Origin of the sequence: Dyadobacter luteus (assembly GCF_003383615.1) — a bacterium.
Classification (GTDB): domain Bacteria; phylum Bacteroidota; class Bacteroidia; order Cytophagales; family Spirosomataceae; genus Dyadobacter; species Dyadobacter luteus.
In genome coordinates this window covers 64,822-90,808 of the sequence record NZ_QNUL01000004.1, presented here as the reverse complement: position 1 = coordinate 90,808, position 25,987 = coordinate 64,822, and the positions used below count along the sequence as shown (strand labels likewise).

Here is a 25,987-nt window from a genome sequence, read left to right as displayed (position 1 = left end):
CTGTCAAAGCCCGCGTAACTATGTAGCCTTAAGTTTATTACTAGCCGAAGGCTGACCCGCAATACCTATAAATACATCATACCCGCAATCTAATTTTACCCTGCACATGAAATTTGTATATCTTTTCCTATTCCTGGTTGTGGCTGGCTGCAAAGAGACCAGTATTGATCTCGACATCCCCTATGCGGGCGACAAGCTGGTTCTTTGGGGGAAACTCAAGAGCGGCTCTCCAATAAGGATACAGGTAACCAAAACCTTCAATCCTGTTGGAGCAGTTCCGGAAGACGTCACAGTTTCGGACGCAAAGGTGGAGCTCGTGGTGGATGGTAAAGAATCTATTGAGCTTTCTCCATTGATCAGTGAAAGTGGCATTTACGTATCTGATCACATAGTGCAGGCGGGAGCAACTTATATTGTTAAAGCTTCGGCTTCTGCACTGCCGACGGCTGAATCTGCACCGGTAGTTGTTCCCTTCGCTTTGCCGGATATTAAAGCTGTCAGAATCCGTAATGTCCCGGGCGAGATCAATCACCAGACACCTCAGGATTTAGTAAGTCTGTATTTTACAGAACAACAGCCTGATACAGAAAGACATTACTCCCTTACATTCATTTCTTACTATGGCAAAGATACTGTGGCTGCCAGCCCATATGGAGCCACGGATAATATCCCTGCCAAGGAAGAGGATTGCCATACCTGGTCAAGGGAGAAAATATCGACCTATTACAGTGAGGTTTTGAAACGTACATTCGATCGTTTTGCCCGGGTGTTTTTAATGAAAAGCAAATGTCTTCCTGATTCCAAGACGCCGATAAAATTCTATGTCGAGTCAGGTCAAGGCAATTTACAGATTAATCCACAGTGGGCGTCCAGGATTACCATGGGTATTGAAGTCGTTACCAAAGAGGCTTTTGATTACGCCAAAATAGAGCACGACCAACCCGAAGGTGTCGATCGCCTCGTGCTTCCTCCAAAAAGAGCTTTGACCAATATCAAAAACGGCTACGGGTTAATTTTTGCTTCTCACGAAAAGGTGATAGAAATACCATGATAAAATATTTAATAATTGCTCTTTTCCTGGTTAACGGTACACGTATTGCTTTTGCTCAGAAATTCATTGTCAGCGGTACTGTGCGCGACGCGGCAAATGGGGAGCTTCTTGTTGGCGCCACAGTCCGAGACAGTTTGTCGCAAATGGGCGTGCAAACCAATACTTACGGATTTTTTAGCCTCGAAATTCCCGCTAACAGCACGTCAATCATAGTCAGCTTTATTGGCTATGCTCCTGTATACATCCGTGATTTTGCCCAACAGAAATTCCCTTTGGATATCAGATTAACACAGGAAAATCTTCTCAGGGAGGTCACAGTGAAAGAAAACAAAAACATAGATGCGCCTATCGGAAGTTTATCTATTACGATGGATAAACTAAAATCTATACCGGCATTACTGGGTGAGGTCGACGTATTAAAAGCACTGAGTTATACTCCTGGAGTTTCTACAGGAACGGAAGGTAGCGCTGGCTTATATATCCGTGGAGGAACACCCGATCAAAATTTAATTTTACTCGATGAAGTTCCCGTTTATAACGTTACGCATTTGGGCGGCTTTTTCTCGGTTTTCAACCCGAATTCTTTAAAATCAGTTGACCTATACAAAGGAGCGTTCCCAGCCCGATATGGCGGCAGGCTCGCCTCAGTGATAGACCTGACAATGAAGGATGGCAACAACCAGAAATTCGGAGGGGAAGTTGGTATTGCCCTGCTCAACCAAAGTCTGACATTGGAAGGCCCGATCATCAAAAACAAGGCTTCCTTCATCGTATCCGGACGAGTTTCCACATTAGGGCTTTCCTCCCTGTTGCAACCCAGAAAGACAAGTGGATACGGGGAAACCAAAAAGTATCGCTTTTATGATCTTAACGCAAAATTCAACTATCAGCTTAACAAAACGGATCAAATCTACCTTAGCTTTTACAATGGCTTTGACAGATTTACAAACGGTGAGTGGAGTGCTATTAATGGACGGAAAACTGAAACGGCCGTGGGAAACAACTGGGGAAACACAACTGCAACACTACGTTATAGCAAAGTGTTTTCTCAAAAGCTTTTTGCAAGATTTATTCTGCTATATTCTAAATACACCAGCGAGCTGACCAATAATTTTGATGATAATCAACCTGATACAGATCCGGTCAGACTTTACAGAAATACCAATGCCGGAGTGACAGATGTAGGTAGCAAAGTTCAATTTGACTACTTCCTTTCCAATAGCGCAAATCTAAAGTTTGGTGCGGACCTCACCAGACATACCTTTAGCCCATTTGTAACAAACAGTAACTACAGTGGGGTACAGAATAATATCGGCAAAGAAAAGCTTCCAGCCACCCAACTGGACTTTTACGCGGATGTCAATATAAGCCTTACCCCTGGATTACATTTTAACCCGGGTCTCCGATACAGCTTGTATCATGTCAATAATAAGACATTTCATAACCCCGAACCTCGCCTGGGACTGAATTGGTCTCTGCCCGGCAGCTGGACAGTTAAAGGCGGATACGCAATCATGAATCAGTATGTTCATCTGCTCACCAACAATGGTTTTGGCTTCGGTTATGATGCATGGCTTCCTTCAACCGACAAGGTTACCCCTTCCGGAAGCTCGCAATTATCAATAGGATTTTATAAGAACATCCCCAAAGCAGGTCTGGAGCTATCTGTTGAAGCCTATACTAAAAAGATGACCAACCTGATTGACTATCCTGACGGCACCAATTTTACCGGTTTGCTTGCTGATTCCTGGGATGATATCGTAATCAAAAAAGGCATAGGACGTGTGAAAGGAATTGAGCTCATGTTGAGTAAAAAGACTGGTCGCTTCAATGGGTGGACGTCCTACACTTTGTCAAAATCGGAAAGAAAGTTCTCCGAAATCAATGATGCGAAATGGTTTCCGATGAAGTATGACAAACGGCATCAATTTACAGCAACTGCAAACCTTGATATTGGTAAAAAATGGAAGTTAAGTGCCAGTTTTATTTACCAAACCGGACATGCTGTTACTTTACCTGAAGCTGCTTTTATTACCAACAACAGCGACGGTCCCAGGTTTATCTATGATAAAAGAAACAACGCCCGAATGCCTGCATTTCACCGGCTGGATATTGGTGCAAGCAAATCTTTGTTAACTCCGCGCAAACGCAATGCAGAGCTGCGACTGGGCTTGTACAACGCCTATAATAGAAATAATCCTCTATACCTGGATCTTAAAGCGGAGCGCAACAGGGATTTTGTACCTACCACAATCGCAGTAAAGCAAGTTTCTTTTTTCCCAATCCTACCCTATATAGGTTACACGCTTAAATTTTAATTAAATATCAGCCATGAAGCCATTACGCCTCTTATCTCTTGCCAGCCTTTTGTTACTTACTCATAACCTGATTGCACAGGATAATGAAAACACCGAACGGATTGAGGTGTCATCAGATAATCCCACTTATAAGAACCTAAAAAAAGGAGATCTTACTTTTTCTTTGAATGTCTCTGCCAGTAATAGCAGGCATATAGCCGGCTGGTCTTTCACACCTCAGGCTGGCTATCTGGTTGCCGACCGTCTGGCCGTGGGACTACAGTTCTCTGTAGCCAATCGATTTTCAAAGATTGGAAGTGGTTGGATGAATCTGAAACGCGGAGGGCTGCGGGAATATGCTCTCACGCCGGAGGTATATGCCAGATATTATGTGCTTCCGTTTAGGTTTACTCCGTTTGTTCAATTGTCATCAGGTTACAACATCGGAAAATTTTCCATAGCAGATACATTTTCAGGCAACAAAGTAGGATTTAGTACCAATAATTTTGTCATGTTCGGAGCACTGGGTTTAAGCCTGAAGACAGGAAAGAACATCGGGATTCAGGCCCAATACAATTTGCCGTTAAGCGTAGATTCGCAGAAAAATTATATGATCAGAGGTAACCGGTTCCGGTTGGGATTATCAATCTATATCAAATAGTTTTTATAGTCATGAAGCTGGCCCAGCTAAACAGTCAGAAAGCAGGAAATGTCAAAAGTTGACTTTTTTCATTTCTTTCAATCGTATAATCGTAGCTTTGCGGCTTCAAACAATGAGAAGATGATTACAGTTGAAAATTTGGCCGTTGAATTCAGCGGTTCTGTCCTCTTTAGCGAAGTTTCCTTCGTTATTAACCCTACTGATAAAATTGCCCTGATGGGTAAAAATGGAGCGGGAAAATCCACAATGATGAAAATTATTGCCGGAGAGCAAAAAGCAAATCGGGGCCATGTGCGAGCGCCCAAAGATGCTGTAATCGCTTATTTACCGCAACATTTACTTACCGAAGATAACTGTACCGTTTTCGAAGAAGCGGCCAAAGCATTCAAGCAGGTGTTTGAAATGCGCGCCGAAATGGACAAACTGAACCTCGCGCTCGAAACACGCACCGATTATGAAAGCGATGAGTACATGGCGATCATCGAACAGGTAACCGAGCTGGGTGAGAAGTATTACCAGCTGGAGGATGTGAATTATGACGCCGAGGTGGAAAAAGCCTTGAAAGGATTGGGATTCAGGCCGGAAGACTTTCACAGACAAACCAAGGAGTTTAGTGGAGGTTGGCGTATGCGTATTGAGCTTGCGAAGATACTGTTGCAAAAGCCTGATCTTATCTTACTGGATGAACCTACAAACCATATTGATATTGAGTCCGTAATCTGGCTGGAAGACTTTTTGGTAAATAAGGCCAATGCAGTAATGGTGATTTCTCACGATCGTGCCTTCATCGACAATATCACCAACCGCACGATTGAGGTGACAATGGGGCGTATTTTTGACTATAAAGCCAACTATTCGCACTATCTGGTATTACGTGAAGAACGAAGATCTCATCAGATAAAGGCTTATCAGGAACAGCAGAAAATGATTGCAGACAATATGCAATTCATTGAACGCTTCCGCGGAACCTACTCCAAAACCAATCAGGTTTCCTCCCGCGAACGCATGTTGGAAAAACTGGAAATCATTGAAATTGATGAAATTGATAATTCAGCATTAAAACTTCGCTTTCCACCTTCCCCAAGATCAGGAGACTACCCTGTTACTGTGAAGGATGTATCCAAATCCTACGGAGACCAGGTTGTATTTAAAAATGCGAGCATGACTATTTCCAGAGGAGAAAAAGTCTCGTTTGTAGGTCGAAACGGGGAAGGTAAATCGACGATGATTAAGGCGATCATGGGGCAGCTGGACGTTGAAGGGACCTGCCAGCTTGGTCATAATGTCAAAGTCGGATATTTTGCACAAAACCAGGCGTCTTTATTAGATCCGAATATGACGATCTTCCAGACGGTGGACGAGGTTGCCGAAGGAGATGTAAGAACCCAGATCAAAAATATCCTGGGAGCTTTTATGTTTCAGGGTGAGGATATTGACAAAAAAGTAAGTGTGTTGTCTGGTGGAGAGAAAACGCGACTTGCCATGGTGAAGTTACTGCTGGAACCTGTAAACCTGTTAATCCTCGATGAGCCGACAAACCACCTGGATTTGAAATCCAAAGATGTTTTGAAAGAAGCACTAAGGAACTTCGATGGTACCCTGGTGCTTGTATCTCACGATCGTGACTTTTTACAAGGTCTGTCTCAAAAAGTATTTGAGTTCAAAGACAAACGCGTAATCGAACATTTTGAGACCATTGATGCTTTCCTTGAACGGAACAGGATCAAGAGCATAGCAGATTTGCAGCTGGCGAAATAGATATTGACATATAGCCTGACAACCTTTATTTTTCAGGAAGTCAGGCTATATAATTTATTTACCGACGTCACCTTTTCGGGTGTTTGATGTTAGTTCTGTTAATATATATGCCATTGAAGATATACTGGAACCGGCAAACTCTTACTATCGACTCCAGTCTTATGATTTTCAATATTGAAATCCCATTCTACAGAGCGGTATTTCTCAACCTTATCAATTTTCCATTCATCTCATCGGAAAGAATGTAAAGTTTGCCCATGGGGCTTTGAGCTACCTTACGCAGTCTCAACCGATCGTCAACAAACAATTCTTCAGCACTTCTGATTCTTTCGCCGTCTACAGAGATTCGCCACAAACTACCCCTGGAGAGCCCTCCAATGATCAAATTTCCATTCCACGCCGCAAATTCATTCCCTTCATAAAAATGTAAACCAGTGGGCGCAACTGTATGCAACCAGGACCAAACAGGATCAGTGTAAACATTTTGCGAGATCGGTTCAGGTGCAAACCCGGCGAAGCGATACTTGCCTGTCGTCTTCATAGGCCAACCATAATTCGCTCCGGCGCGCAGCACATTTATTTCATCCCCCTGATGAGTCCCGTGTTCAGTAAACCATATCCTGCCGGTTATCGTGTTCAGAGCAAGTCCCTGAGCAGCTCTGATACCTAAGGCATAAAGGCCGGGAGTTGATTTCCCGCCAAAGTATGGGTTATCTTCCGGAATTGACCCGTCAGAATTTATGCGATAAATTTTACCTCTCTTATCTTCAACATTTTGAGCTATCGGCAGAGCCGGCTCATCTTTTTCAGTAAACAACCTCTCTCCGATAGTAAAATAGAGTTTCCCGTCCTTTCCAAATACCATCCCACCTCCATAGTGGTGGCGTTCAAAGGTGCGCGGCTCTGCCACAAAAAGAACCTTAATCTGTTGTAGAGAATCATTCAGCAGCAATCCTCTGATGATTTTAGTGGTTTTCCCTTTTGCAGTCTGCGACGCATATGAAAGATAGATGAATTTGTTTTGTTTAAAATCAGGGTCAAGCACTACTTCAAACTTGCCTGAGTTATCGCCAGGATGATAAAAAGCAACGCTATCTGCAATGTCTGTAGGGAAGCCCTTTATCGTTATTTTTTCCTTTTTCTGTAAATCTACCTTAACAAGGTCACCCTCCTTCTCAGAGATCAACGCCTCAGTTTCGGACAAAAATGCTATGCTCCAGGGGCGCTTCAGCCCGTCAATAACAGTTTCCTTTTCAACTTTTATTACATTCGCGTCAAATATTTGGTGCGCCTTTCGGGTAGATACTTTATCGGCGATAACCCAACCTTCGTTGGTTTTCATCAAATTGAAATAGTCGGTAAAGAGATCCTTTGCAGTACTGATTTCTACCTTAGCACTACCCATGTTGTCTGTAACATCAACAGCCACTATTCGTGTAGTCAGATTTGCCGGTCTCTGCCTCGGTTTGAACAAGCTGAGATACTGTCCTTTTGAGAAAACTATAAATTTCCCATCCCGGAAGTTTTTTAAGTGACAGGATTCATGCATGGCCTTACTTAACTTAACTGTATCCCCGGTCGCCCAGCCGTCGAAGTATTGTTGAATAGTATTTTCTATCAATGCTCTTTCGGTGGGGGCTTCCTGCGGAAACGCAAAAAAAGAAGTGGTAAGCAGGCTTAATAATAAGGCAATTTTCTTCATTGGAAAAGTATTTTTCAAGATCTGAGAAATGAATAATTTGTTTCCCAAAAGTGATATATACTTTAACAATCAAAGTGCTATGAGCAGAATTCCGTAGTACGAATTTATAAATTGAGAGTTATCGACTTGCGGTAGGTACTGGGTGTCAACCCTTTAATTTTTTTAAAAGCAGCAAAGAAAGTTGACTTGGAATTAAATCCCACCTCTTCACCTATTGCATCTATGGTTAGATTCGTTTCCTCCGACAATATTTTGCAAGCCTCATTTATGCGGTATTCATTGACAAAATGTGTAAAATGCTTTCCGATATTATCGTTCAGTATCTGCGATAACTGATGCCCTGAAATGTTAATCTCTTTCGCCAGTTCATTTAGCTTCAGGTTAGGATTTCTGTATATTTCAGTATCTGTCATAATCCTTTCCAAACGTGCTATTATCATTTGGGCATCTTCTAAACTGAGCTTTCTATCCACATATTTCGAAGAAGACAGCGACGATAAATCATCCGTTTTCCTGCGATAGAGCAGTGTAAAGGCGATGAGGTAGATAATAAGCGAAAAATACAAGGCCGCTGAAATGTAACTTCCTTTGGTGATGTTTAAAATAGACCAGACATACAAAATGAACAGTAGCATTACGCCTCCGCAAATTGTCAGAACCCATTTTTCATAAGGTTTCACATTTTCCTTACGAACTAACTTTTGAAGTATTGGTATTAATAACAATCCCGACAATGCAATGTACATGCCCCATTGCAGATAAATAAGAGGTATTATGTATTGTCGCCAGAGTTGAGGAAAGCTATCATACGGATAAATTGTACCCCCAAAAATGATAAGGAAAAACCAAAAAATGATTTGTCCAATCCAGATTTCCGGCATTCTTCGGACCTGTCTTACTTCAGAGCTAACGAAGAAATACAGCAAAGGGCCAATCAGCAAACAAGCAGTTAAGCCTACTTGCAGGTATATTTTGGGTAAATTATAATCAAAATTGTACGCTACCGATTTACCGATTCTGATACTTAGCATCACCAACAAAGCCCCCAACAGGTAATTGGACAAGTACTTTTTAGGAGTAAGAAAAATGAAATAAACACCAAGGATTAGGCCATTGAAAGCCCCTAACAAACTAAAGAAGAATAATATTTTATGGCTAAAACTCATACAATTTTCTTTATCAGACCAAATATACAGACTTGTAACCATTAACGGTATGCCTCACAAGACTAGGGTACCGTCATTCCATATATGCCTTCTCGTGGTAAACGTCAGAACCTTTTTATCAAAGGTTCTGAGAGCAGCATAGTCTTCGCCCTGTTCTGTGTCCTCACAGAACAGAAAAAATAAGAACTTTGCAACTGTACGCTCCCTCTACAGCATTCTCACCTCTTCTTTACCCAAAAATCCGGCGCTCCTTACTTCACCACTCCCCTGAAAGCCATACCTTACACCCACAATTTTTCCCGGATCCTTTTCAAACTGTCCGGTATAGGCCTGCTTGCCATTTACAAAAAGTGTCACCTGTTTATCTTTGACTTCGCAACGTACTTTTGCCCAGTCGGTAAAGTCAACGCCCAGACCGGACAGGTCGTTGGTTTTTCCTGAAACGGCTAAATCGGAGAAAGACAGACCCAGTTCACCTACACATCCTTTCGCTGAAAGCTGCATAATATGTACACCATTCGAGCACAGCAGCATAATCATCGTTTGCTGACAAACAGCACTACCATGGTTGAAGGTACTTTTCAATTCAGTTTCGAAGGTAAAATTGCTGGCTGAAAGATTGCCCATTGGTTTCACATAATGCAGGCTTACCGACGGAACCACCTTCTGTAAATCAACGCCCTGCTTTACAAGATCTGTTTCTGTAACTGCCACCACACCATTTTTCCTGATCTGCTGGTCTTTGAAATATACCGGAATGGAATCTCTGTTTATCGTCCCTAGCCATCCTTGTGTTGTGATATACAGATCATGCTCTTTCACTATGGAATCGTTCAAAACCAGTTTGGCGCGAAAGTAGCCGGGATAATAATAGGTACTAGCGTAATGCTGATTGTTCTTATCTACCCGGAAACGAAGCCTTGGATTCCAGCTTTGTTGTATAAAAACACTATCCGCATTCGAGTCAGCCGCATTGTAATTAAAAATGACAGTATTAGGCAGCCCCTGCGCAACCGGACGACTTCCAAAGGTAATCACTCCATACTCCAACCGCTTTTCCCCATTGCGGAATGCCCAATTGCCTGTTAAAAAGACAGTAATAAAAAGTACAGCAATCCATATCCAGTTGGCCTGATTCAACAGATATTTAGACCTTGGTAAGGAAGGCGATATCGGCTCTGTATTTTGAAGTACCTGATTCTCTGCCAACGGAAGCGGTTTACGAAATTCTCTCCAGTTTTCGTATCCCAGAAACCTCGCCAATGTATTCAGGGTAGTGGCTGTCGGAGCACTGTCATAATGTACTTTCCCCCACAGACGTTTTAGGGTACTTGTGCTTAACGCAACCCCAGTTTCATCAGCAATACGTTCCCTGACTGCGTCAAAATCCTGATTCTGCCAATGCGCACTACTCCCCCAACCCAATTTTTCTTCAATCAGGATCAAACACTTCGCAAGCTCTTCTCTCTCATCTAACATTGATAATCAACATGATATAACTTGAACCATTTTGAACACATCCTGATGATTTGTTTTTCAAACCATTTAACACCTTTGTTCCGTCAATTTCAAACCGATCAAAATTACAAAATCTACCATGAAAAAATCGTTAGTATTTACCCTTGCATTATGGATCTTTCAATGTCATGTACTGCTCGCTCAGGAAGATAAATCCAAACGTCCCAGCCCACCTGCAGTAGCAGAACAAACCGTTAATGGTACAACCATCAACATCTCGTACAGTCAGCCCTTTGTTAAAGGACGAGATGTCTGGGATCCGGCAGGACAAGTAGCTCCATTTGGGAAAATATGGCGGACAGGTGCCAATGAAACCACCTCTATTACATTTTCAAACGACGTTCAACTGGAAGGGAAAGCCGTCGCTAAGGGCAATTACGCGCTTTTCACCATTCCCGGCGAAAAGCAGTGGACTATCATTCTCAACAAAACAATCAAATGGGGGGCTTTCAGCTATAAGGAAGACGAAGACATTCTTCGGGTTACAGTTCCGGCAAAAAAAGTAAAAAGCTTTCAGGAAAAGTTTAATATTACTATTAGCCCCAAAGGCATCATCTCGCTCAACTGGGCAGAGCTAAAGGTTGAATTTAAAATCATAACCCCAAAAGGGACTGCCAGCAAAGGAGTAGGTCATGCGAAATCTGCAGTCAGAACAATTAACCTCGTCCAAATTGCCAAACAAAGTGGTTATAAGCTGGAAGGCAGAACCGTTAAAGTACTACCGGATGACCAGGGAGTTCGGCTGGACGAAAGACCTGAATCAGGCGGAGGTATTGCATGGCTGCCAGACACTGAATTCAGTGAAGGAACCATTGAAGTAGACATTCGTGGTAAAGATGTACTTCAGGGCAGCTTCGTTGGTATTGCTTTTCATGGGTCCGGTGCAAAAGACTACGACGCCATCTATTTCCGCCCGTTCAATTTTCAGACTACAGATCCTGTTCGCCGGATACATGCCGTGCAATACATCTCCCTGCCCAATTACGACTGGCCGCTACTCAGAAAGGATTTCCCTGATCAATATGAAAAAGGAATTAATCCCGCTCCCCAAGCCAATGATTGGGTACATGCGCGCATTCTGGTAGAAAAAGATTCTGTACACGTGTATGTAAACAATAATCCTGAGCCAAGTCTGACAGTCGGACTGCTCAACAAGCGCCATAAGGGAAGCGTTGGGCTTTGGGTTGGCGCGGGTTCCGGAGGAGATTTTGCAAATTTGAAGATTAGCAGATGATAGTTCTCACTATGGACTTCTTACTACCAAGACCTGTGTCGTCAAAGAACTCCTATTCAGCCTCAGTCCCGTGGAGACATGGGCCAAGGCAGGAGCTTCCTACTTAACGTTCTTCCTTCGGTTACGCTGAAAATCTTCTAACACGAATCCGCCCAAACCCTGCAGGTTGCTGTAGTAAGCGCGGCCGTTGTTAATCTCTGTAAAATTCTGAACAAATTGCTTCAAATAGGGATCCGTAGCGATCATGAAGGTTGTAACAGGAATATCCAGTTTACGGCACTGCGCAGCGAGAGTGAGTGTTTTATTGATTATTTTCCGGTCCAGACCGAAGCTGTTTTTGTAATAACGGATACCTTCCTTCAGGCAGGTCGGTTTCCCATCAGTGATCATAAAGATCTGCTTGTTACGCGTTTTCTTCCGACGCAGAATATCCATCGCCAGTTCCAGCCCTGCTACAGTGTTCGTATGGTAGGGTCCTACTTCAAGATAAGGCAAATCTTTAAGCTGAATCTGCCATGCATCGTTACCAAACACAATAATGTCCAGGGAATCCTTAGGATATTTGGTGCGGATCAGTTCCGCCAGGGCAAGAGCAACTTTTTTCGCAGGGGTAATCCGGTCTTCTCCATACAGAATCATCGAATGGCTGATGTCAATCATCACAACAGTGGAAGTTGTAGTTTTCTGCTCCCGCTCCACAACTTCCAGGTCATTTTCCATCAGCATAAAATCGCCGATCCCATGATTCACCTGTGCATTTTTAATGGACTCGGTCATCGCAATCTGATCCAGTGTATCTCCAAACTGAAAATTCCGCACATCACTGCTAAGTTCATCACCCGAACCCATATGTGGTGTATGGTGATTACCGCCGGACTTCGATCTTTTTAACTTTCCAAAAATCTCATCCAACGCACTCTTGCGTATACTTTTTTCAGCTTTAGGCGTCATAATCAGCTGACCTCCGCCTTCTCCCTTTTCTTCCGTGATATAGCCTTTCTTTTTGAGGTCATCAAAAAAATCACCTATTCCGTAAGAATCATTGGTAAGGTTGTATTGTCTATCCAGCTGACTAAGCCAGGACATAGCCTCTCCTACGTCACCAGAAGTCATCAGCAGTAGCTGCTGAAAAATATCTAAAAGCTGATCGAACTTGTTGTTCCCGCTTTGCTGGGCTGGCTTGAATTTTGAAAAAAGATGTCCGCGCATGAGAATTCCTGTTTATAAACCGGCGATCCAATATATATTTTTTACAAGACAAACGGCTACTTTCAACAATTGAAAGTAGCCGTAATTTATTCATTTCAGAAAATGAGTACTAAGCCTCCTCTCCGCAATATTCTTCGAAAGCCATTTGCAAGTGCTGAGCAATCATTTCAGCCGAGCGACCTTCAATATGATGGCGTTCTACAAAGTGAATCAACTCACCATCTTTGAAAAGCGCAACAGCAGGAGATGATGGAGGATATGGCAAAGTGTATTCACGCATTTTAGCAACAGCTTCCAAATCAGCACCTGCAAAAACAGTTGCAAGATGGTCTGGCTTGATCTCACTGCGTGTAACTGCAGCGCGAACACCCGGACGGGCAGCACCAGCTGCACAACCACATACAGAATTGATTACAACCAATGCCGTTCCTTTGGTATTCTGCATAAAGTTATCAACCGCTTCAGCAGTTGTCAAATCCTGAAAGCCGGCATCTACCAATTCCGCTTTCATCGGCGCCACTAGGTGTGGAGGATACATATTTTTATCAGTTTAAAGTTAAAAAGCCGTGAGCTATTAGCGGAGAGCAATCAGCTCTTTTGCTTTAACACTCACTATAATTAAAAAAGTCAAATACTACTTTATAAGCTATAAGTTCCGGATTCCTTTACCCCTAACCCTTAGCCCAACAACCTACATAAACCCAAGTTCGAGCTTTGCTTCCTCAGACATCATCTCAGTTGAATAAGGCGGATCAAATGTCAGTTCCAGACTTACATCATTTACACCTTCCACTTCTCTGATCTTCTGCTCTACTTCACTGGGCAAAGTACCTGCCGAAGGACATGAAGGCGATGTCAATGTCATCGAAACAAAAACATTATTCACCGGGAAAATCTTCAGATCGTAGATCAGCCCCAGCTCATATACATCCACCGGAATCTCCGGATCATAAACCTGTTTGATGGCTCTGATAACCTCTTCTCTTAAATCCGATTCTGACATTGTATATATGATAATGCAGGTTGTAAATTATTTTAATTTGCCTCAGTACGTGCCTGGAAAGCCACTCCGTAGGCCCTCATTTGTTTCAGCATAGCAGCCAGACCGTTAGACCGTGTCTGAGCCAGATGCTGATGAAGCCCGATCCGATCCATAAAGTAAATATCGGCTTGTGCTATTTCCTCAGGGGTATGCCCCGAAAGTACCTTCACAAGCATATTCACAAGGCCTTTCACAATAATGGCATTACTATCCGCTTCAAACTTTAGTTGGTCTCCATCCATGTAAGCGTGCAACCACACCAACGACTGGCAACCTTTAATGATGTTCTCTTCGGTTTTATACTGCTCACTAAGATCCGGGAGTTGTTTTCCAAGATCAATGATGTATTCGTACTTGCTCTCCCACTCATCGAACAGTTCGAAATCTTCAATTAGTTCGTCCTGTGCTTCGTTTATTGTCATAAATGATACTTCTTGTTTTAATCCGGGTCAGCGAAAATTGGTCTTAACTAAGCATCCTTTTCACCTTCTGCAAACCGGCGATAAAGCGGTCAACTTCCTCTATCGTGTTGTAAACAGCAAAAGAGGCTCTTGTGGTTCCTGTAATGCCAAATCGTTGCATTAATGGCTGTGTGCAATGGTGTCCCGTACGCACTGCGATTCCCTGCTGATCAAGCAAAACTCCGATGTCCTGATGGTGGATTCCATCAATGACGAAAGAAATAACGCTCACTTTATCTTTTGCATTTCCGATAATACGCAGCCCCTCGATATCCAGTAAGGCCTCGGAAGCATATTTCAACAGATCATCTTCGTGCGCTGCGATATTTTCTTTTCCTAACGCATCCACATAATCCAGTGCAAACCTGGCAGCGACTACATCCGCAATATTCGGCGTACCAGCTTCAAATTTATAAGGTAGCTCGTTGTAGGTTGTTTTGGCAAATGTTACTTCCTTGATCATCTCCCCACCTCCACGGTAGGGCGGCATGGCATCCAGAATCTCCTTTTTACCATACAAAACACCCATTCCGGTTGGTCCGTATATTTTATGCAACGACATGGAATAAAAATCGCAGTCCATATCCTGTACGTCAATGGTGAGGTGTGAACTCGACTGAGCACCGTCCACAAATGTAACAGCTCCTGCTGCGTGCGCCTTCTGAATAATTTCCTTTACCGGATTGATTGTTCCCAGCGCATTTGAAACGTGCACTACAGAAACAATCTTTGTACGTTCCGTCAGCAGCTTCTCGTATTCGTCCATCAAAATCTCCCCATCTTCATTAATAGGAATCACTTTCAGAATACATCCCTTTTCTTCACAAATCATCTGCCAGGGCACAATGTTGGAGTGGTGCTCCATCGTACTGATAATGATTTCATCACCTTCCTTCAGAAACCGGCGTCCGTAAGTCTGCGCTACCAGATTGATACTGTCTGTGGTACCGTAGGTAAAAATAACCTGCTCAGCCAACGGCGCATTGATGAACTTTTGTACACGCCGACGGGTATCTTCGAAAGAAGCTGTAGCTTTTTCAGCCAGGTGGTGAATACCTCGGTGAATATTGGCATTAGAATGCTCATAGTAAGCAGCCAGCGCGTCCAATACCTGTTTGGGTTTTTGTGTAGTAGCAGCATTATCGAAGTAAACCAGCTGTTTACCATTCACAACTTCGTTCAGTATTGGAAAATCATTTCTGACAGAGGTGATATCAAGGATATTTCGGGAAGCTATCATGATTTGTATGTCGGTAACGGAACTGCGCGGGGATTTTCAGGTGCAGATTCCAGGTCTGTCAATCAATTGTAATTGAAAATCTCAGTTAAAAAGTATCCGGACACAGTTGTGATCACCAAAGTGATCTTCGTTTGCATCCGGATTCTCTCTCAACTTTTTATAAAATCGAAAGCTTTTCTGCATCTTATAGCAGGAAAGCCATTATTACTCTTATTTTTTGCTTAGTTTCTCAGCAATTACATTTTCAAGATACTCACGTATCGAGTCAATTTTGATCTGAGAAATTACATCAGCACAGAAAGCATACATCAGTAATGACATTGCTTCATTCTTTGAAATACCTCTTGAACGCATGTAGAACAAAGCTTCCTCGTCAATCTGACCTGTTGTGGTTCCGTGAGAACATTTCACATCATCCGCAAAGATTTCAAGCTGCGGCTTGGTGTTCATGCTGGCTTCTGTCGAAAGCACGATATTTTTGCAGGACTGAAACGCATTCGTTTTCTGAGCATCTTCACGAACAAAGATTTTTCCGTTGAATACACCCTTTGATTTATCACGCAGAATTCCTTTATAAAGCTCGTTGCTTTCCGAATTAGGCTTACGGTGATCAGCAATAGTATGATTATCAACATGCTGAGAACCATCCGGAAAATAAAGACCATACATATGCGCATCGCAATACTCTCCGTCCAAAGCAATATTCAGGTTATTACGGGTGAATTTACCATTCAGCGTAACTGTTCCTGCATAAAAATGCGATTTGTCCTTCATGTTCACCTGCGTGGTACCGATATGGTAGGCATTTTCGCTTTCGTTCTGCACTTTATAGTACTCCACGTGCGCATCACGCTCCACAAATATTTCAGTCACCGCGTTGGTAAATGAGCGCTGTTCTCCCAATGTACGGAAAGCTTCAGCCACTTTTACCTGTGCATTTTTACCAACCACGATAATATTACGAGGCTGACTTGCTACATTCTCCTCACGTGCATCGCTGATAAACCTCAGAATAACAGGCTGTTCCACCACCTGATTATCAGGAACGTGAATAAACAAACCATCCAGGGTAAAAGCTGTGTTTAGTGCAGTAAATGCCTCTGATTCGTCTGTCAGTTCATTGAAATAACGATTCACCAGTTCAGGATTCTGCTTGTACGCATTCTGAAGGGAATCAATAATGATCTTTTCTGTTGAAGAAACGATACTTGAAAGCTCAGGCTTGTATTGTCCGTTCACAAAGTACAGAATGTTAGCCACTTGCTCAGGAATACGAAGATCCTGCAAGTCTGCCAACTGCAACGAACTATCTGCATTAAAGTGATAAGATTCGCTGATCAGCTCCTTTACATTGCTGTATTTCCACTCCTCATTTCTGACCGTCGGGAAACCCAGCTCTTCAAAACGGTGAATTGCAGCACGTTTTTTCTGGTGAAAAGCCGAGCTTGCTTCTCCGTTCATCAGCGATTCCCTCACCTGAAAATCAGCTAATAATTTTGTTTTTAAATCTATTGTTTCGGTACTCATTCCGTAATAAAGTAATTGGTATAGGATTGGTATTCAGAGCGACTCATGGCTTTTGCCGGAATCTGATCAGCCTACTTCTTCTACTTCTGCTTTAATCCAATCGTAGCCTTTTTCCTCCAATTCCAAAGCGAGTTCCTTAGGACCCGACTTCACAATGCGGCCTTTGTAGAGTACGTGAACAAAATCAGGAACGATGTAATCCAGCAAGCGCTGATAGTGCGTCACTACGATAGCCGAACGGTCCGGAGAACGCAGAGAGTTTACACCTTCTGCAACAATACGAAGCGCATCGATATCCAATCCTGAGTCTGTTTCATCCAAAATAGCCAGCTTTGGTTCAAGCACAGCCATCTGGAAAATTTCATTACGTTTTTTCTCACCACCGGAAAATCCTTCATTCAAAGCACGCTTCAAAAGAGAATCGTTCATACTTACCAGCTTTGCCTTTTCACGAACCATTTTCAAAAACTGAGCTGCATCCAATGGATTTTCTCCTTTGTACTTGCGGATCTCATTTACGGCAGTTTTCAGGAAATTGATCGTAGTTACACCCGGAATTTCAACCGGATATTGGAAAGCAAGAAAAATACCTTCAGCAGCTCTCTCTTCAGCAGCAAGCTCCAGTAAATCTTTTCCGTCAAATGTTACACTTCCACCAGTTACTTCATAGTCCTCTCTTCCTGAAAGAACCGAAGCCAAAGTACTTTTTCCTGAACCGTTAGGGCCCATGATCGCATGAACTTCACCCGGCTTCACTTCCAGATTGATTCCTTTTAATATTTCTTTGCCTTCAATCGAAGCGCGCAATTCATTAATAGAGAGCATAATTAATTTATACTTTAATATGTAGTCCGTGGTATTTTACCGCAAAAGTAGTAAGGAATGACGGTATATGAAAATCGCCGACGGACGGGTGATCTTAATACTATACTTTCTACAACCTTTTTAATATTATCCCCGTTCCTTTATTTCGAGATATTTGACGTCCAATTGCTCAGGCTCCCCTTCCACGCTGTGATTAATTTCAATAATAGCTTTTACTTTGCGCCATGAGCATTCCTCAGAATAAACTATGAAAGCGACCCATTTTACGTCTTCCAAAATACATGTAGCCACAGAAACAGCTACTTTAAAAAGATTACTGGTACACAGTCCCGACCGCGGTTTGGGAAAAGTAGTGCCATCTAAAGCCCAGGACTGGCTCTTTGAAGACATCGTGCACCTAGACACGATGCGTAGAAGTGAATATGATTATTATATCAAATTGTTGCTCTACTTTCTGGACCCAGCCAAAATCAAGGGAAAGCTGAAGGAAATCGACGCCGACACCTCACGCGCCTTTTACATTCCGGGTACCGAAACATATTTCAACTCCGACAAAGTCATTGACATTCAGCAATTGCTGGGAGAGATTCTTAAAAATGATGTCGTCAGGGTTAAACTGACCGCTGCAATATGTGGTATTGAGAAATGTACCTATCATACCCAGAGAGAACTGGATGCAGTAGATGCTCACGAGCTGGCCAAGATTTTCATTTCCGGGTCATATGCCGACGACAGGATGTTGTTTGCCCCACTTCCGAATCTGATCTTTATGAGGGACATCGGAATTGTGATCAATGACCATATACTATTGAACAAACCTGCAAAAAGCGCACGCACCCGAGAGTCTATTTTGGCGCAGTTTGTATTTTTCTACCATCCCATCTTTGCACATATCAGGGAAAAAATTCTGGAAATACCCGATAACGAGAGACATTTTCTGTTACCCGACGATGAAAAGGCAAGTGACTATCATAAATGCACGCTGGAAGGTGGCGATGTAATGATGGTGGCTCCAAGACATTTATTGATCGGTTGCAGCGAAAGAACTTCGATCTACGCTGCTCAACAGGTCATGAAAATGCTTTTTGAAAAAAACATTGTAGATACTATTACGATTATCAAAATCCCAAAAAAAAGGGATTACATGCATATCGATACGATCTTCACTCAGGTCAAAAAGAATATCTGGGTACTACTCGGTTCGCTCGCGCGAGTTGGGGATGAATCCCGCAAAAAGGACGTACTACACTTTTTTGGTCCGCAAACTACAGGCAACGAGTTCAAAATACTTCAGTTTATCAAAGGACTTGAACATAAACCTATTGAAATAGAAAACCTGGAAGATTTACTGACAGACATCAGCAGAAACGACCTGGGCGCCACAGAAGACGTTAAATTTATTTATTCAGGCAATAACGAATTCCCGTACGGAGAACGTGAACAGTGGACCGACTCTTGTAATCTGTTGGCGTTAAAAGATGGCGTTGTGGTTGGCTACGATAGAAATGACAAAACACTGGAAGCATTTACTAAGGCTGGTTTCAGGATCATCAGCGCCAGTGATCTGATCAATGAATTTGAGCAGGGAACACTCTCGCCCGAAACACTGACGGACACCTTTATCACACTTCCTTCCGCTGAGCTTTCCAGAGCACGGGGAGGTTCGCACTGTATGAGTATGCCCCTGTTACGTGAATAAAAATCTAGGAATAAGAACATTTGATTTGTAAATTGCAGTAACAGCTAACCACCGACTCCTATGAGAACTATCACTTCAACAGCACAAATTCAGCCCCAATCCACGGCTCAGATCATGATGATCCGGCCCGCACAATTCGGTTTCAATGCTGAAACAGCGGCAAGTAATGAATTCCAGGATGCCAGTCTGCAAGGAACAGAGGAACATGAAGTTCAGAAGTTGGCGCAGGAAGAGTTTGACCTGATGGTTTCCCAAATGGAAAAGACAGGTGTGAATGTCCACATCTTTGAAGATAATGAAGATTTGCACCGCCCCGACGCGGTATTTTCCAATAACTGGGTTTCATTTCACCAGAGCGGCAAGGTCGTTCTGTATCCTATGATGGCTGAAAACCGTAGAAATGAACGTCGCAGGGATATCATAGAAGAACTCGAAAAAAACTACAAAGTCGAAGAAATTATTGACCTGACTTATTTTGAGAAGGAAGGCAAGTTTCTGGAAGGAACCGGAAGTATGGTGCTCGACAGAAGGTATAAAATTGCTTACGCCTGCTTGTCTCCTCGTACACATCCCGATGTACTGAATGCTTTTGCAGATGCGCTTGGATATGAACTGGTTATGTTTTCAGCTTCTGACGAGAATGACAAAGCCATCTATCATACCAATGTGATTATGTGCGTGGGAGATATCTTTGCCATTGTTTGTCTGGAAGCAATCAAAGATCCCGACGAACGTTTCCTGGTGCGCTCTACTCTTGAAGAGACCAACAAGTATGTTGTGGAAATCTCCCTGGAACAGGTACATCATTTTGCGGGCAATATGCTGATGATCAGAAATCGGGATCAGGACAAATTTCTGGTCATGTCAACCCAGGCATACGAATCCCTGACCAAAACCCAACGCGAAATTCTAAATGATTATGCCCGAATCATACACAGTGATCTATCAGTAATAGAACATCACGGTGGGGGTTCTGCGAGATGCATGATGACAGAAATTCATTTGCCTAAGAAATAGGCATTTAACCATCAACAAACAGGCTCGCAGGTCAATTCCTGCGAGCCTGTTTGTTGAATTTATAAGATTGAGTTAATCTTTCAAATCCGCCTCTACTTTATCAATCTTAGCCTTTGTTTTGGCTTTGAAATCATCCCATTTTTCGGCTGTTTCTGCCTTTGTGTCGTTCCAGGAAGCCTTCAGCTCATCTCTCTCTTTATTAAGCTCCTTTTTACGCTCCTGCCATTTTGCCTTTTCTTTGGCAGTAGCCTTGTCCATTTTGGCATCTGCTTCCTCTATTTTTCTGTCGATTTTGGCAACTGCGTTATCGATATCAGATTTGAGTGCGTCTTTGTCTTCTTTCACTTTATCCTCAAATTCGTTGCCTGCCTCTTTGATATCTGCTTTCGCATCAGCAACATTTTCATCCATATCATTTTTTGCCTCTTCTACGGTTTCGTTTGCCGAGTCTTTGGTTTTCTCGGAGCAACTGGTGAAAGTAAGCATTCCCAACATCATTACAGATGCTCCCCAATAAGTGATCTTTTTCATTTCAGGTGTATGTTTAAGTGAACGATTTAGTCCATGATACGATCCATAGAAAAACCACTCCAATGCCTTTTTAATATGTTCCGGCACTAAAATTGTAGAAAATGCTCCGCAAAAGCGCCCCGAAACGTTATTCGTTTCAGCGACCTATTCCCGCAATTTTGGATACCTTTGCAAATCAGAAACTCCACTTTAAAATCTGCCCGGTTACGGGTCAATCATCATGCCAAAAATCTATCTTGCCAGCTGTCTGTTTATTGCATTATTTACTTCAGGGACAAAAACGGCACTAGCGCAGACAGATACTACACAGACAAAGCAGCTTGGCGAAGTCACGATCAATGCATTCGAATCAAAAGCTACTGCATTGTCTACATCCGCCTCGGTAGGACTCATCACCTCGCGGTCGCTTGAACGTTTCTCAGCAGTGAGCTGGACAAACTCAGTGAATGCCATAGCAGGTGTGAGAATGGAGGAACGCTCACCCGGCAGCTACCGCTTTTCCATTCGGGGCAGTATGCTCAGATCTCCGTTTGGAATCCGGAATGTCAAATTTTACTGGAACGGCATACCATTTACAGATGCCAGTGGCAATACTCCATTAAACACATTGGATTATAATGCTGTACAAAGCATGCAGATCATCAAAGGTCCGGCAAGCAGTATTTACGGCGCAGGAACAGGCGGTGTTGTTCTGCTAAGAAGCACCACAGATAACCAGCTTAATCGAATCGAACAGAGTGTCGGAGTGGGTAAATACGGATTTCAGAGTCGCAATACCACCCTACAGGTAGGAGGAATTGCTATTCAGTACGGACATACACAGCAAGACGGTTATAGAAACCATAGCGCAATGGGCAGAGATGCCATTCGTTTTTCCTCTACCGGCAAACTTGGAAAAAAAGGTACGATCAGTTTGTTAGGTATGTATTCAGACATCCATTATCAAACGCCGGGGGGGCTGAATCTGGCTCAGTTTCAAACCGATCCTAAACTGGCACGCCCTTCCACCTCAGCTATTCCCGGGAGTGAAGCGCAACGCGCTGGTATATACACTAAAATGGCCTTGTTGGGAGGAAACTATGTCCTCAATATTTCTGATAAATGGTCGCAATCCAATGCGCTCTACCTTACTACAACTGACTTTGCCAATCCTTTCATTTCCAATTTCGAAAAGCGTGATGAGCAGGGCTTGGGTGGCAGAAATATGTGGCAATACAACGGACAGCTAGCTAACATCCAAACAAACTGGACCAGCGGTTTTGAATGGCAGTACAGCAAGTCAGCGCAAAGAAATTACGACAATAAAGGCGGAGTTGCCGACAAGCAGCAAACAGCAGAAGACATAAGAACAACCTCGTTATCGGTGTTCAGCCAGGTTGAGGCAGTTATTTTGAAAGATCTTACCGCTACCGCCGGACTCAGTTACAACACCTTTAAGTACACTTACGAGCGCTATTTTCCGTTGCCATTCAGCAACGAAAGCCGCAGCTTCGATGGCGTTTTCATTCCACGGGTCGCATTGAACAAAGTGATTGATAAAACCTGGGCAATTACGGCATCCTACAGCCGGGGCTTCTCACCTCCTACCCTTCAGGAAGTGAGACCGTCAGCAGGAGGATTCCGACGTGATCTGGATGCAGAAAAGGGTGTGAACACGGAGCTGAGCATTCGCAAAATCAGTAAAAACTTCTCCGGAGAAGTAGGTGTATATAGCTTCGGACTTCGGGAAACGATTGTGAGAAGATCTGATGAGTCCGGCTCGGAATACTTTGTTAATGCCGGAAAAACAAGGCAAAACGGATTGGAGTGGAACGTATCTTATGATTTCCTGACCGCTTCTTCTGCTCCTCTGACTTTTAAAGTGTGGAATTCCGGTACTTGGACCAACTATACTTTCCGCGAGCTATCCCAGGGTGAAAACAATATCAGCGGAAAATTCCTACCAGGCGTACCAAGGTTCAGCCAAAATACGGGTCTTGATATTTTACTTCAATATGGCATTTCGTTGTTTGCCACTTATCAGCATGGCAGTGCTATGTTCCTGAATGATGCCAATACAATTAAAAACACCCCCTATCACCTATTTACGGGGAGAGCAACCTGGAAAAAAAGCTGGGGAGGACATCTGTATAGCGAACTTTCTGTATCTGCCGAAAAAGTAAATGCAGGTATTTACAGTCTTGGCTTCGACCTGAACGCATTCGGCAACCGCTACTACAACGCCGCTCCGAAAAATAATCTATGGGCAGGTGTGAAACTTGGCTGGGAATGGGGAAGAAAAAATTAGGAGTGAGAAGTGAGGAGTTAAGAATGAAGAATTAGAAATGAAAAGTAGGCACTTGTAATAAATTGGATGATTACGGAATTTTTTCCAGCTCAAACCCATTAACAATTCACCATTAACAATTCACTATTCAATTTGCATCTCTACCTCCATATACCATTCTGTACGCAGGCGTGTCATTACTGTGATTTTCATTTCAGCACCAATACAGCTAATACGGCAGTTATCGTAGAGGCAATAGCCAAAGAACTGGTAATGAGAAGGCAATATCTCCCCTCTGCCAGGCTTGAAACGATTTACTTTGGCGGGGGAACACCATCCTTACTCGATGAGCAGGAGCTGGATTTGCTCATGGTAACAATCAGAGAACATTTTGATGTAATCCCACAGGCTGAGATTACTTTGGAGGCCAATCCCGATGATTTGAACAAAGAAAAACTTAGACAGCTGGCAAATGCGGGCATAAATAGGCTGAGCATTGGAATACAATCCTTTCACCAGCCTCATCTGGAGCATTTGAATCGTATTCACTCTGCATTTGAAGGCGAACAATGTGTGAAAGAAGCGCAGCAGTTGGGGATTTCCAATATCTCCATTGATCTTATTTATGCTATTCCTGCCGAAAATCATGATATTCTGAAAAGTGATATTCAAAAAGCTGTAGGTCTGGGGGTAAGTCATCTTTCAGCCTATTGCCTGACGATAGAGCCACAAACTGCGTTCGGATCATGGCTGAAAAAGAAGAAAATTAAACCAATTGATGAAGAATTTGCCGCACAACAATTCGAAATCCTGATCGATTCCCTGGCTCAAAATGGGTTTGAGCAGTATGAAATCTCCAATTTTGCACGCAATGATCAGTACAGCAGACACAACAGTTCTTACTGGAAACAGCGTCCTTACCTGGGTGTCGGCCCAAGCGCCCACTCCTATAATGGCACAAGCCGGGAATACAATGTTTCCAATAACAGCAAATACCTTGCTGCTATATCAAATGGGACGATCCCAGCCACGCAGGAACTGCTTTCTGTGGCAGATGTAACGAATGAATACCTGTTGACAGGTCTGAGAACAAAATGGGGAGTTAACTTAAAAAAGTTGGGTACATTATCAGCACAGAGATTCGCAGTAGAGAGCTCTGCAGCCTTGAAAGATTTGATTAACAGAGAATGGATCATTATTCAACATGATACGATTCTGTTAACTCCGGCCGGCAAACTCTTCGCAGACCGAATCGCAAGTGATCTTTTTATAGAAGATTGAGATATTGTCAAAAAAAACCGATTCTGCATAACTCGAATCGAGCACATATCTGCCAGATTGAGCTTGTCGAAATCAACAAATAGTATCGAAGACCCCGTCAGATTGAGCCTGCCGAAATCCAGTCAACAACACATCAACGAACTGTAAATCAACAATATGTTTACTACGCCGCACCTAGAACCGAAACAATAAAAAAGGATGAGTCCGAAAACCCATCCTCTCTAAAACGACTTCCAGCGTTTATTACGCTAACTCTGCGTTCAATGATATCTCAGCATTCAAAAGCTGAGAAATCGGACATTCTTTCTTCGCTTTTTCGGCTATCTCAGCAAATTGTTCAGCAGTAATATCAGGAATCTGCGCTTTCAGATCAATATGGCTTTTGGTAACCTGCCCTTTCGACGGATCCAATGATACTGTGGCAGTTGCATCTAGTTCATCAGCTGTGAAACCTGCTGCATTCAGCTCAAAACTCAATTTCATGGCAAAACATCCTGCGTGTGCAGCTGCAATAAGCTCTTCAGGATTTGTACCTTTACCCTCAGCAAAACGGGTATTGAAAGAGTATTGTGTGTTTTCCAGAACGGTGCTTTGTGTGCTGATAGTACCAGCTCCCTCTTTACCAGTGCCTTTCCAAACGGCGGTTGCTTTACGATTAATCATTTTTTTTATCTTTTTTAAAATAATGAATTGTTTTAACGTTCTATTGCAGTTAAAGTACAATGGAACGCTGTTCTACGCAAATTAATTAATTATTAAAGTTATGCCGAAGCAACCAATCCGGTCTCGGAGGCATCCATTTAGTTAATGAATCGTTAACGTGCGTTTTCAGATTAAACCTGATGGATACGATTCCATCAAACCGACAATTAAAACTTAAAATCACTTATATCTATTACATCATGAAAAAGCTTCTTATCCCTTTCATATTCGCAATCGGCGTCTTGTTTCAAAGCTGCACCGGCCCACGAGGTCCTGAAGGCCCAGCGGGGCTGGATGGTCCGATCGGACAAACATTTGAGCTTGAAAAAGTTAATTTTGTTGCAGGACAAAACTGGAAAGTAATGGGAGAGTTCAGTTCCGCAAATATTCGCCTGGAGGATTCTGATGTGGTCTTGGTTTATATTCTGTGGGCGGTAGATGGGAATCTTCCTGTATGGAGACTGGTACCTCAGCCTATTGATATGCCAAGAGGTGTTTACTACAATTATGATTTCACACCAGTTGATTATACCTTACAAATTGATGCTCCTTCTAATGCCATCTTGAATTCACTATCAGCGGATGTGACTCAAAATCAAACATTTAGAATCGTTGTGCTACCTTCTGACTGGTCAGCTAGAAAATCAGGCCCTGGAGTAGATTACAGCGATTATGAAGCTGTTAAGAAATATTTCAATCTGGACGATTCAAATATTCAAAAATTAAGTGCACAATAATTGCAGTGCTGGCACTAATTTTTTAACATTGAGACACATAACTGATCCGGTAGTATTGGCTAC

General features: G+C 42.9%; 22 protein-coding genes. 10 read left to right on the top strand and 12 right to left on the bottom strand.

Annotated elements, in window-relative coordinates; genetic code table 11:
- The first annotated feature begins 106 nt into the window (after nucleotides 1–106).
- The 4 genes from DSL64_RS07110 (at nucleotide 107) to DSL64_RS07095 (ending at nucleotide 5,767) form a co-directional block, all read left to right on the top strand.
- On the top strand, nucleotides 107–1,051 hold the full coding sequence (locus tag DSL64_RS07110) for a DUF4249 domain-containing protein (RefSeq protein WP_115829983.1): 945 nt from the start codon (nucleotides 107–109) through the stop codon (nucleotides 1,049–1,051).
- Nucleotides 1,048–3,369, top strand: a complete 2,322-nt coding sequence (locus DSL64_RS07105; protein ID WP_115829982.1) for a TonB-dependent receptor — start codon at nucleotides 1,048–1,050, stop codon at nucleotides 3,367–3,369. The genes DSL64_RS07110 and DSL64_RS07105 overlap by 4 nt, the downstream gene beginning before the upstream one ends.
- 13 nt (nucleotides 3,370–3,382) lie before the next feature.
- Nucleotides 3,383–4,009, top strand: a complete 627-nt coding sequence (locus DSL64_RS07100) for an outer membrane beta-barrel protein (protein WP_115829981.1) — start codon at nucleotides 3,383–3,385, stop codon at nucleotides 4,007–4,009.
- A gap of 120 nt (nucleotides 4,010–4,129) precedes the next feature.
- Entirely contained in the window at nucleotides 4,130–5,767 is a 1,638-nt protein-coding gene (locus tag DSL64_RS07095; protein ID WP_115829980.1) for an ABC-F family ATP-binding cassette domain-containing protein, read from the top strand.
- Nucleotides 5,768–5,954: 187 nt separating this feature from the next.
- On the opposite strand, the gene DSL64_RS07090 is transcribed toward DSL64_RS07095, so the two are convergent.
- The 3 genes from DSL64_RS07090 to DSL64_RS07080 form a co-directional block, all read right to left on the bottom strand.
- Complete coding sequence (locus DSL64_RS07090) at nucleotides 5,955–7,469, bottom strand: PQQ-dependent sugar dehydrogenase (RefSeq protein ID WP_115830242.1); 1,515 nt, start codon at nucleotides 7,467–7,469, stop codon at nucleotides 5,955–5,957.
- A gap of 104 nt (nucleotides 7,470–7,573) precedes the next feature.
- A complete protein-coding gene (locus DSL64_RS07085) occupies nucleotides 7,574–8,635 on the bottom strand; it encodes an AraC family transcriptional regulator (protein WP_115829979.1) in 1,062 nt (353 codons plus the stop codon).
- A gap of 207 nt (nucleotides 8,636–8,842) precedes the next feature.
- Nucleotides 8,843–10,114: a hypothetical protein gene (locus DSL64_RS07080; RefSeq protein WP_115829978.1), complete on the bottom strand. Its 1,272-nt coding sequence runs from the start codon at nucleotides 10,112–10,114 to the stop codon at nucleotides 8,843–8,845.
- Nucleotides 10,115–10,232: 118 nt separating this feature from the next.
- Between DSL64_RS07080 and DSL64_RS07075 the strand changes: the two genes are divergently transcribed.
- Nucleotides 10,233–11,387, top strand: coding sequence for a DUF2911 domain-containing protein (locus DSL64_RS07075; protein ID WP_115829977.1), 1,155 nt, complete (start codon nucleotides 10,233–10,235; stop codon nucleotides 11,385–11,387).
- Nucleotides 11,388–11,486: 99 nt separating this feature from the next.
- On the opposite strand, the gene DSL64_RS07070 is transcribed toward DSL64_RS07075, so the two are convergent.
- The 7 genes from DSL64_RS07070 to sufC all read right to left on the bottom strand — a co-directional run bounded on the left by DSL64_RS07070 (nucleotide 11,487) and on the right by sufC (nucleotide 17,691).
- Nucleotides 11,487–12,596 carry a vWA domain-containing protein gene (locus DSL64_RS07070; RefSeq protein ID WP_115829976.1) on the bottom strand — a complete coding sequence of 370 codons (1,110 nt, stop codon included), beginning with the start codon at nucleotides 12,594–12,596 and terminating at the stop codon, nucleotides 11,487–11,489.
- A gap of 109 nt (nucleotides 12,597–12,705) precedes the next feature.
- Nucleotides 12,706–13,134 (bottom strand): BrxA/BrxB family bacilliredoxin, encoded by a 429-nt coding sequence (locus DSL64_RS07065; RefSeq protein ID WP_115829975.1) that lies wholly within the window; start codon nucleotides 13,132–13,134, stop codon nucleotides 12,706–12,708.
- A gap of 153 nt (nucleotides 13,135–13,287) precedes the next feature.
- Nucleotides 13,288–13,599, bottom strand: coding sequence for an SUF system Fe-S cluster assembly protein (locus DSL64_RS07060; protein ID WP_115829974.1), 312 nt, complete (start codon nucleotides 13,597–13,599; stop codon nucleotides 13,288–13,290).
- 32 nt (nucleotides 13,600–13,631) lie between these two features.
- The gene (locus DSL64_RS07055) at nucleotides 13,632–14,060 is read right to left on the bottom strand and encodes a SufE family protein (protein ID WP_115829973.1); all 429 of its coding nucleotides are present in this window, start codon (nucleotides 14,058–14,060) and stop codon (nucleotides 13,632–13,634) included.
- A 43-nt stretch (nucleotides 14,061–14,103) separates the two neighbouring features.
- Entirely contained in the window at nucleotides 14,104–15,339 is a 1,236-nt protein-coding gene (locus DSL64_RS07050; protein WP_115829972.1) for a cysteine desulfurase, read from the bottom strand.
- A gap of 210 nt (nucleotides 15,340–15,549) precedes the next feature.
- Nucleotides 15,550–16,866, bottom strand: coding sequence for a Fe-S cluster assembly protein SufD (gene sufD, locus DSL64_RS07045; protein ID WP_115829971.1), 1,317 nt, complete (start codon nucleotides 16,864–16,866; stop codon nucleotides 15,550–15,552).
- A 66-nt stretch (nucleotides 16,867–16,932) separates the two neighbouring features.
- Entirely contained in the window at nucleotides 16,933–17,691 is a 759-nt protein-coding gene (gene sufC / locus DSL64_RS07040) for a Fe-S cluster assembly ATPase SufC (RefSeq protein WP_115829970.1), read from the bottom strand.
- Between the two features lie 247 nt (nucleotides 17,692–17,938).
- Here sufC and DSL64_RS07035 point away from each other — a divergent pair, with 247 nt between their 5' ends.
- Both DSL64_RS07035 and ctlX read left to right on the top strand, forming a co-directional pair.
- Nucleotides 17,939–19,390, top strand: a complete 1,452-nt coding sequence (locus DSL64_RS07035; RefSeq protein WP_115829969.1) for an arginine deiminase family protein — start codon at nucleotides 17,939–17,941, stop codon at nucleotides 19,388–19,390.
- 60 nt (nucleotides 19,391–19,450) lie between these two features.
- Nucleotides 19,451–20,407: a citrulline utilization hydrolase CtlX gene (ctlX, locus tag DSL64_RS07030; protein ID WP_115829968.1), complete on the top strand. Its 957-nt coding sequence runs from the start codon at nucleotides 19,451–19,453 to the stop codon at nucleotides 20,405–20,407.
- Between the two features lie 72 nt (nucleotides 20,408–20,479).
- On the opposite strand, the gene DSL64_RS07025 is transcribed toward ctlX, so the two are convergent.
- The gene (locus tag DSL64_RS07025; RefSeq protein WP_115830241.1) at nucleotides 20,480–20,938 is read right to left on the bottom strand and encodes a hypothetical protein; all 459 of its coding nucleotides are present in this window, start codon (nucleotides 20,936–20,938) and stop codon (nucleotides 20,480–20,482) included.
- Nucleotides 20,939–21,158: 220 nt separating this feature from the next.
- Between DSL64_RS07025 and DSL64_RS07020 the strand changes: the two genes are divergently transcribed.
- Nucleotides 21,159–23,225, top strand: a complete 2,067-nt coding sequence (locus DSL64_RS07020; protein WP_115829967.1) for a TonB-dependent receptor — start codon at nucleotides 21,159–21,161, stop codon at nucleotides 23,223–23,225.
- 132 nt (nucleotides 23,226–23,357) lie between these two features.
- On the top strand, nucleotides 23,358–24,485 hold the full coding sequence (hemW, locus tag DSL64_RS07015; RefSeq protein WP_115829966.1) for a radical SAM family heme chaperone HemW: 1,128 nt from the start codon (nucleotides 23,358–23,360) through the stop codon (nucleotides 24,483–24,485).
- 243 nt (nucleotides 24,486–24,728) lie between these two features.
- On the opposite strand, the gene DSL64_RS07010 is transcribed toward hemW, so the two are convergent.
- On the bottom strand, nucleotides 24,729–25,148 hold the full coding sequence (locus DSL64_RS07010; protein WP_115829965.1) for an OsmC family protein: 420 nt from the start codon (nucleotides 25,146–25,148) through the stop codon (nucleotides 24,729–24,731).
- Nucleotides 25,149–25,327: 179 nt separating this feature from the next.
- Here DSL64_RS07010 and DSL64_RS07005 point away from each other — a divergent pair, with 179 nt between their 5' ends.
- A complete protein-coding gene (locus DSL64_RS07005; RefSeq protein ID WP_115829964.1) occupies nucleotides 25,328–25,924 on the top strand; it encodes a hypothetical protein in 597 nt (198 codons plus the stop codon).
- The last annotated feature ends 63 nt before the right edge of the window (nucleotides 25,925–25,987 follow it).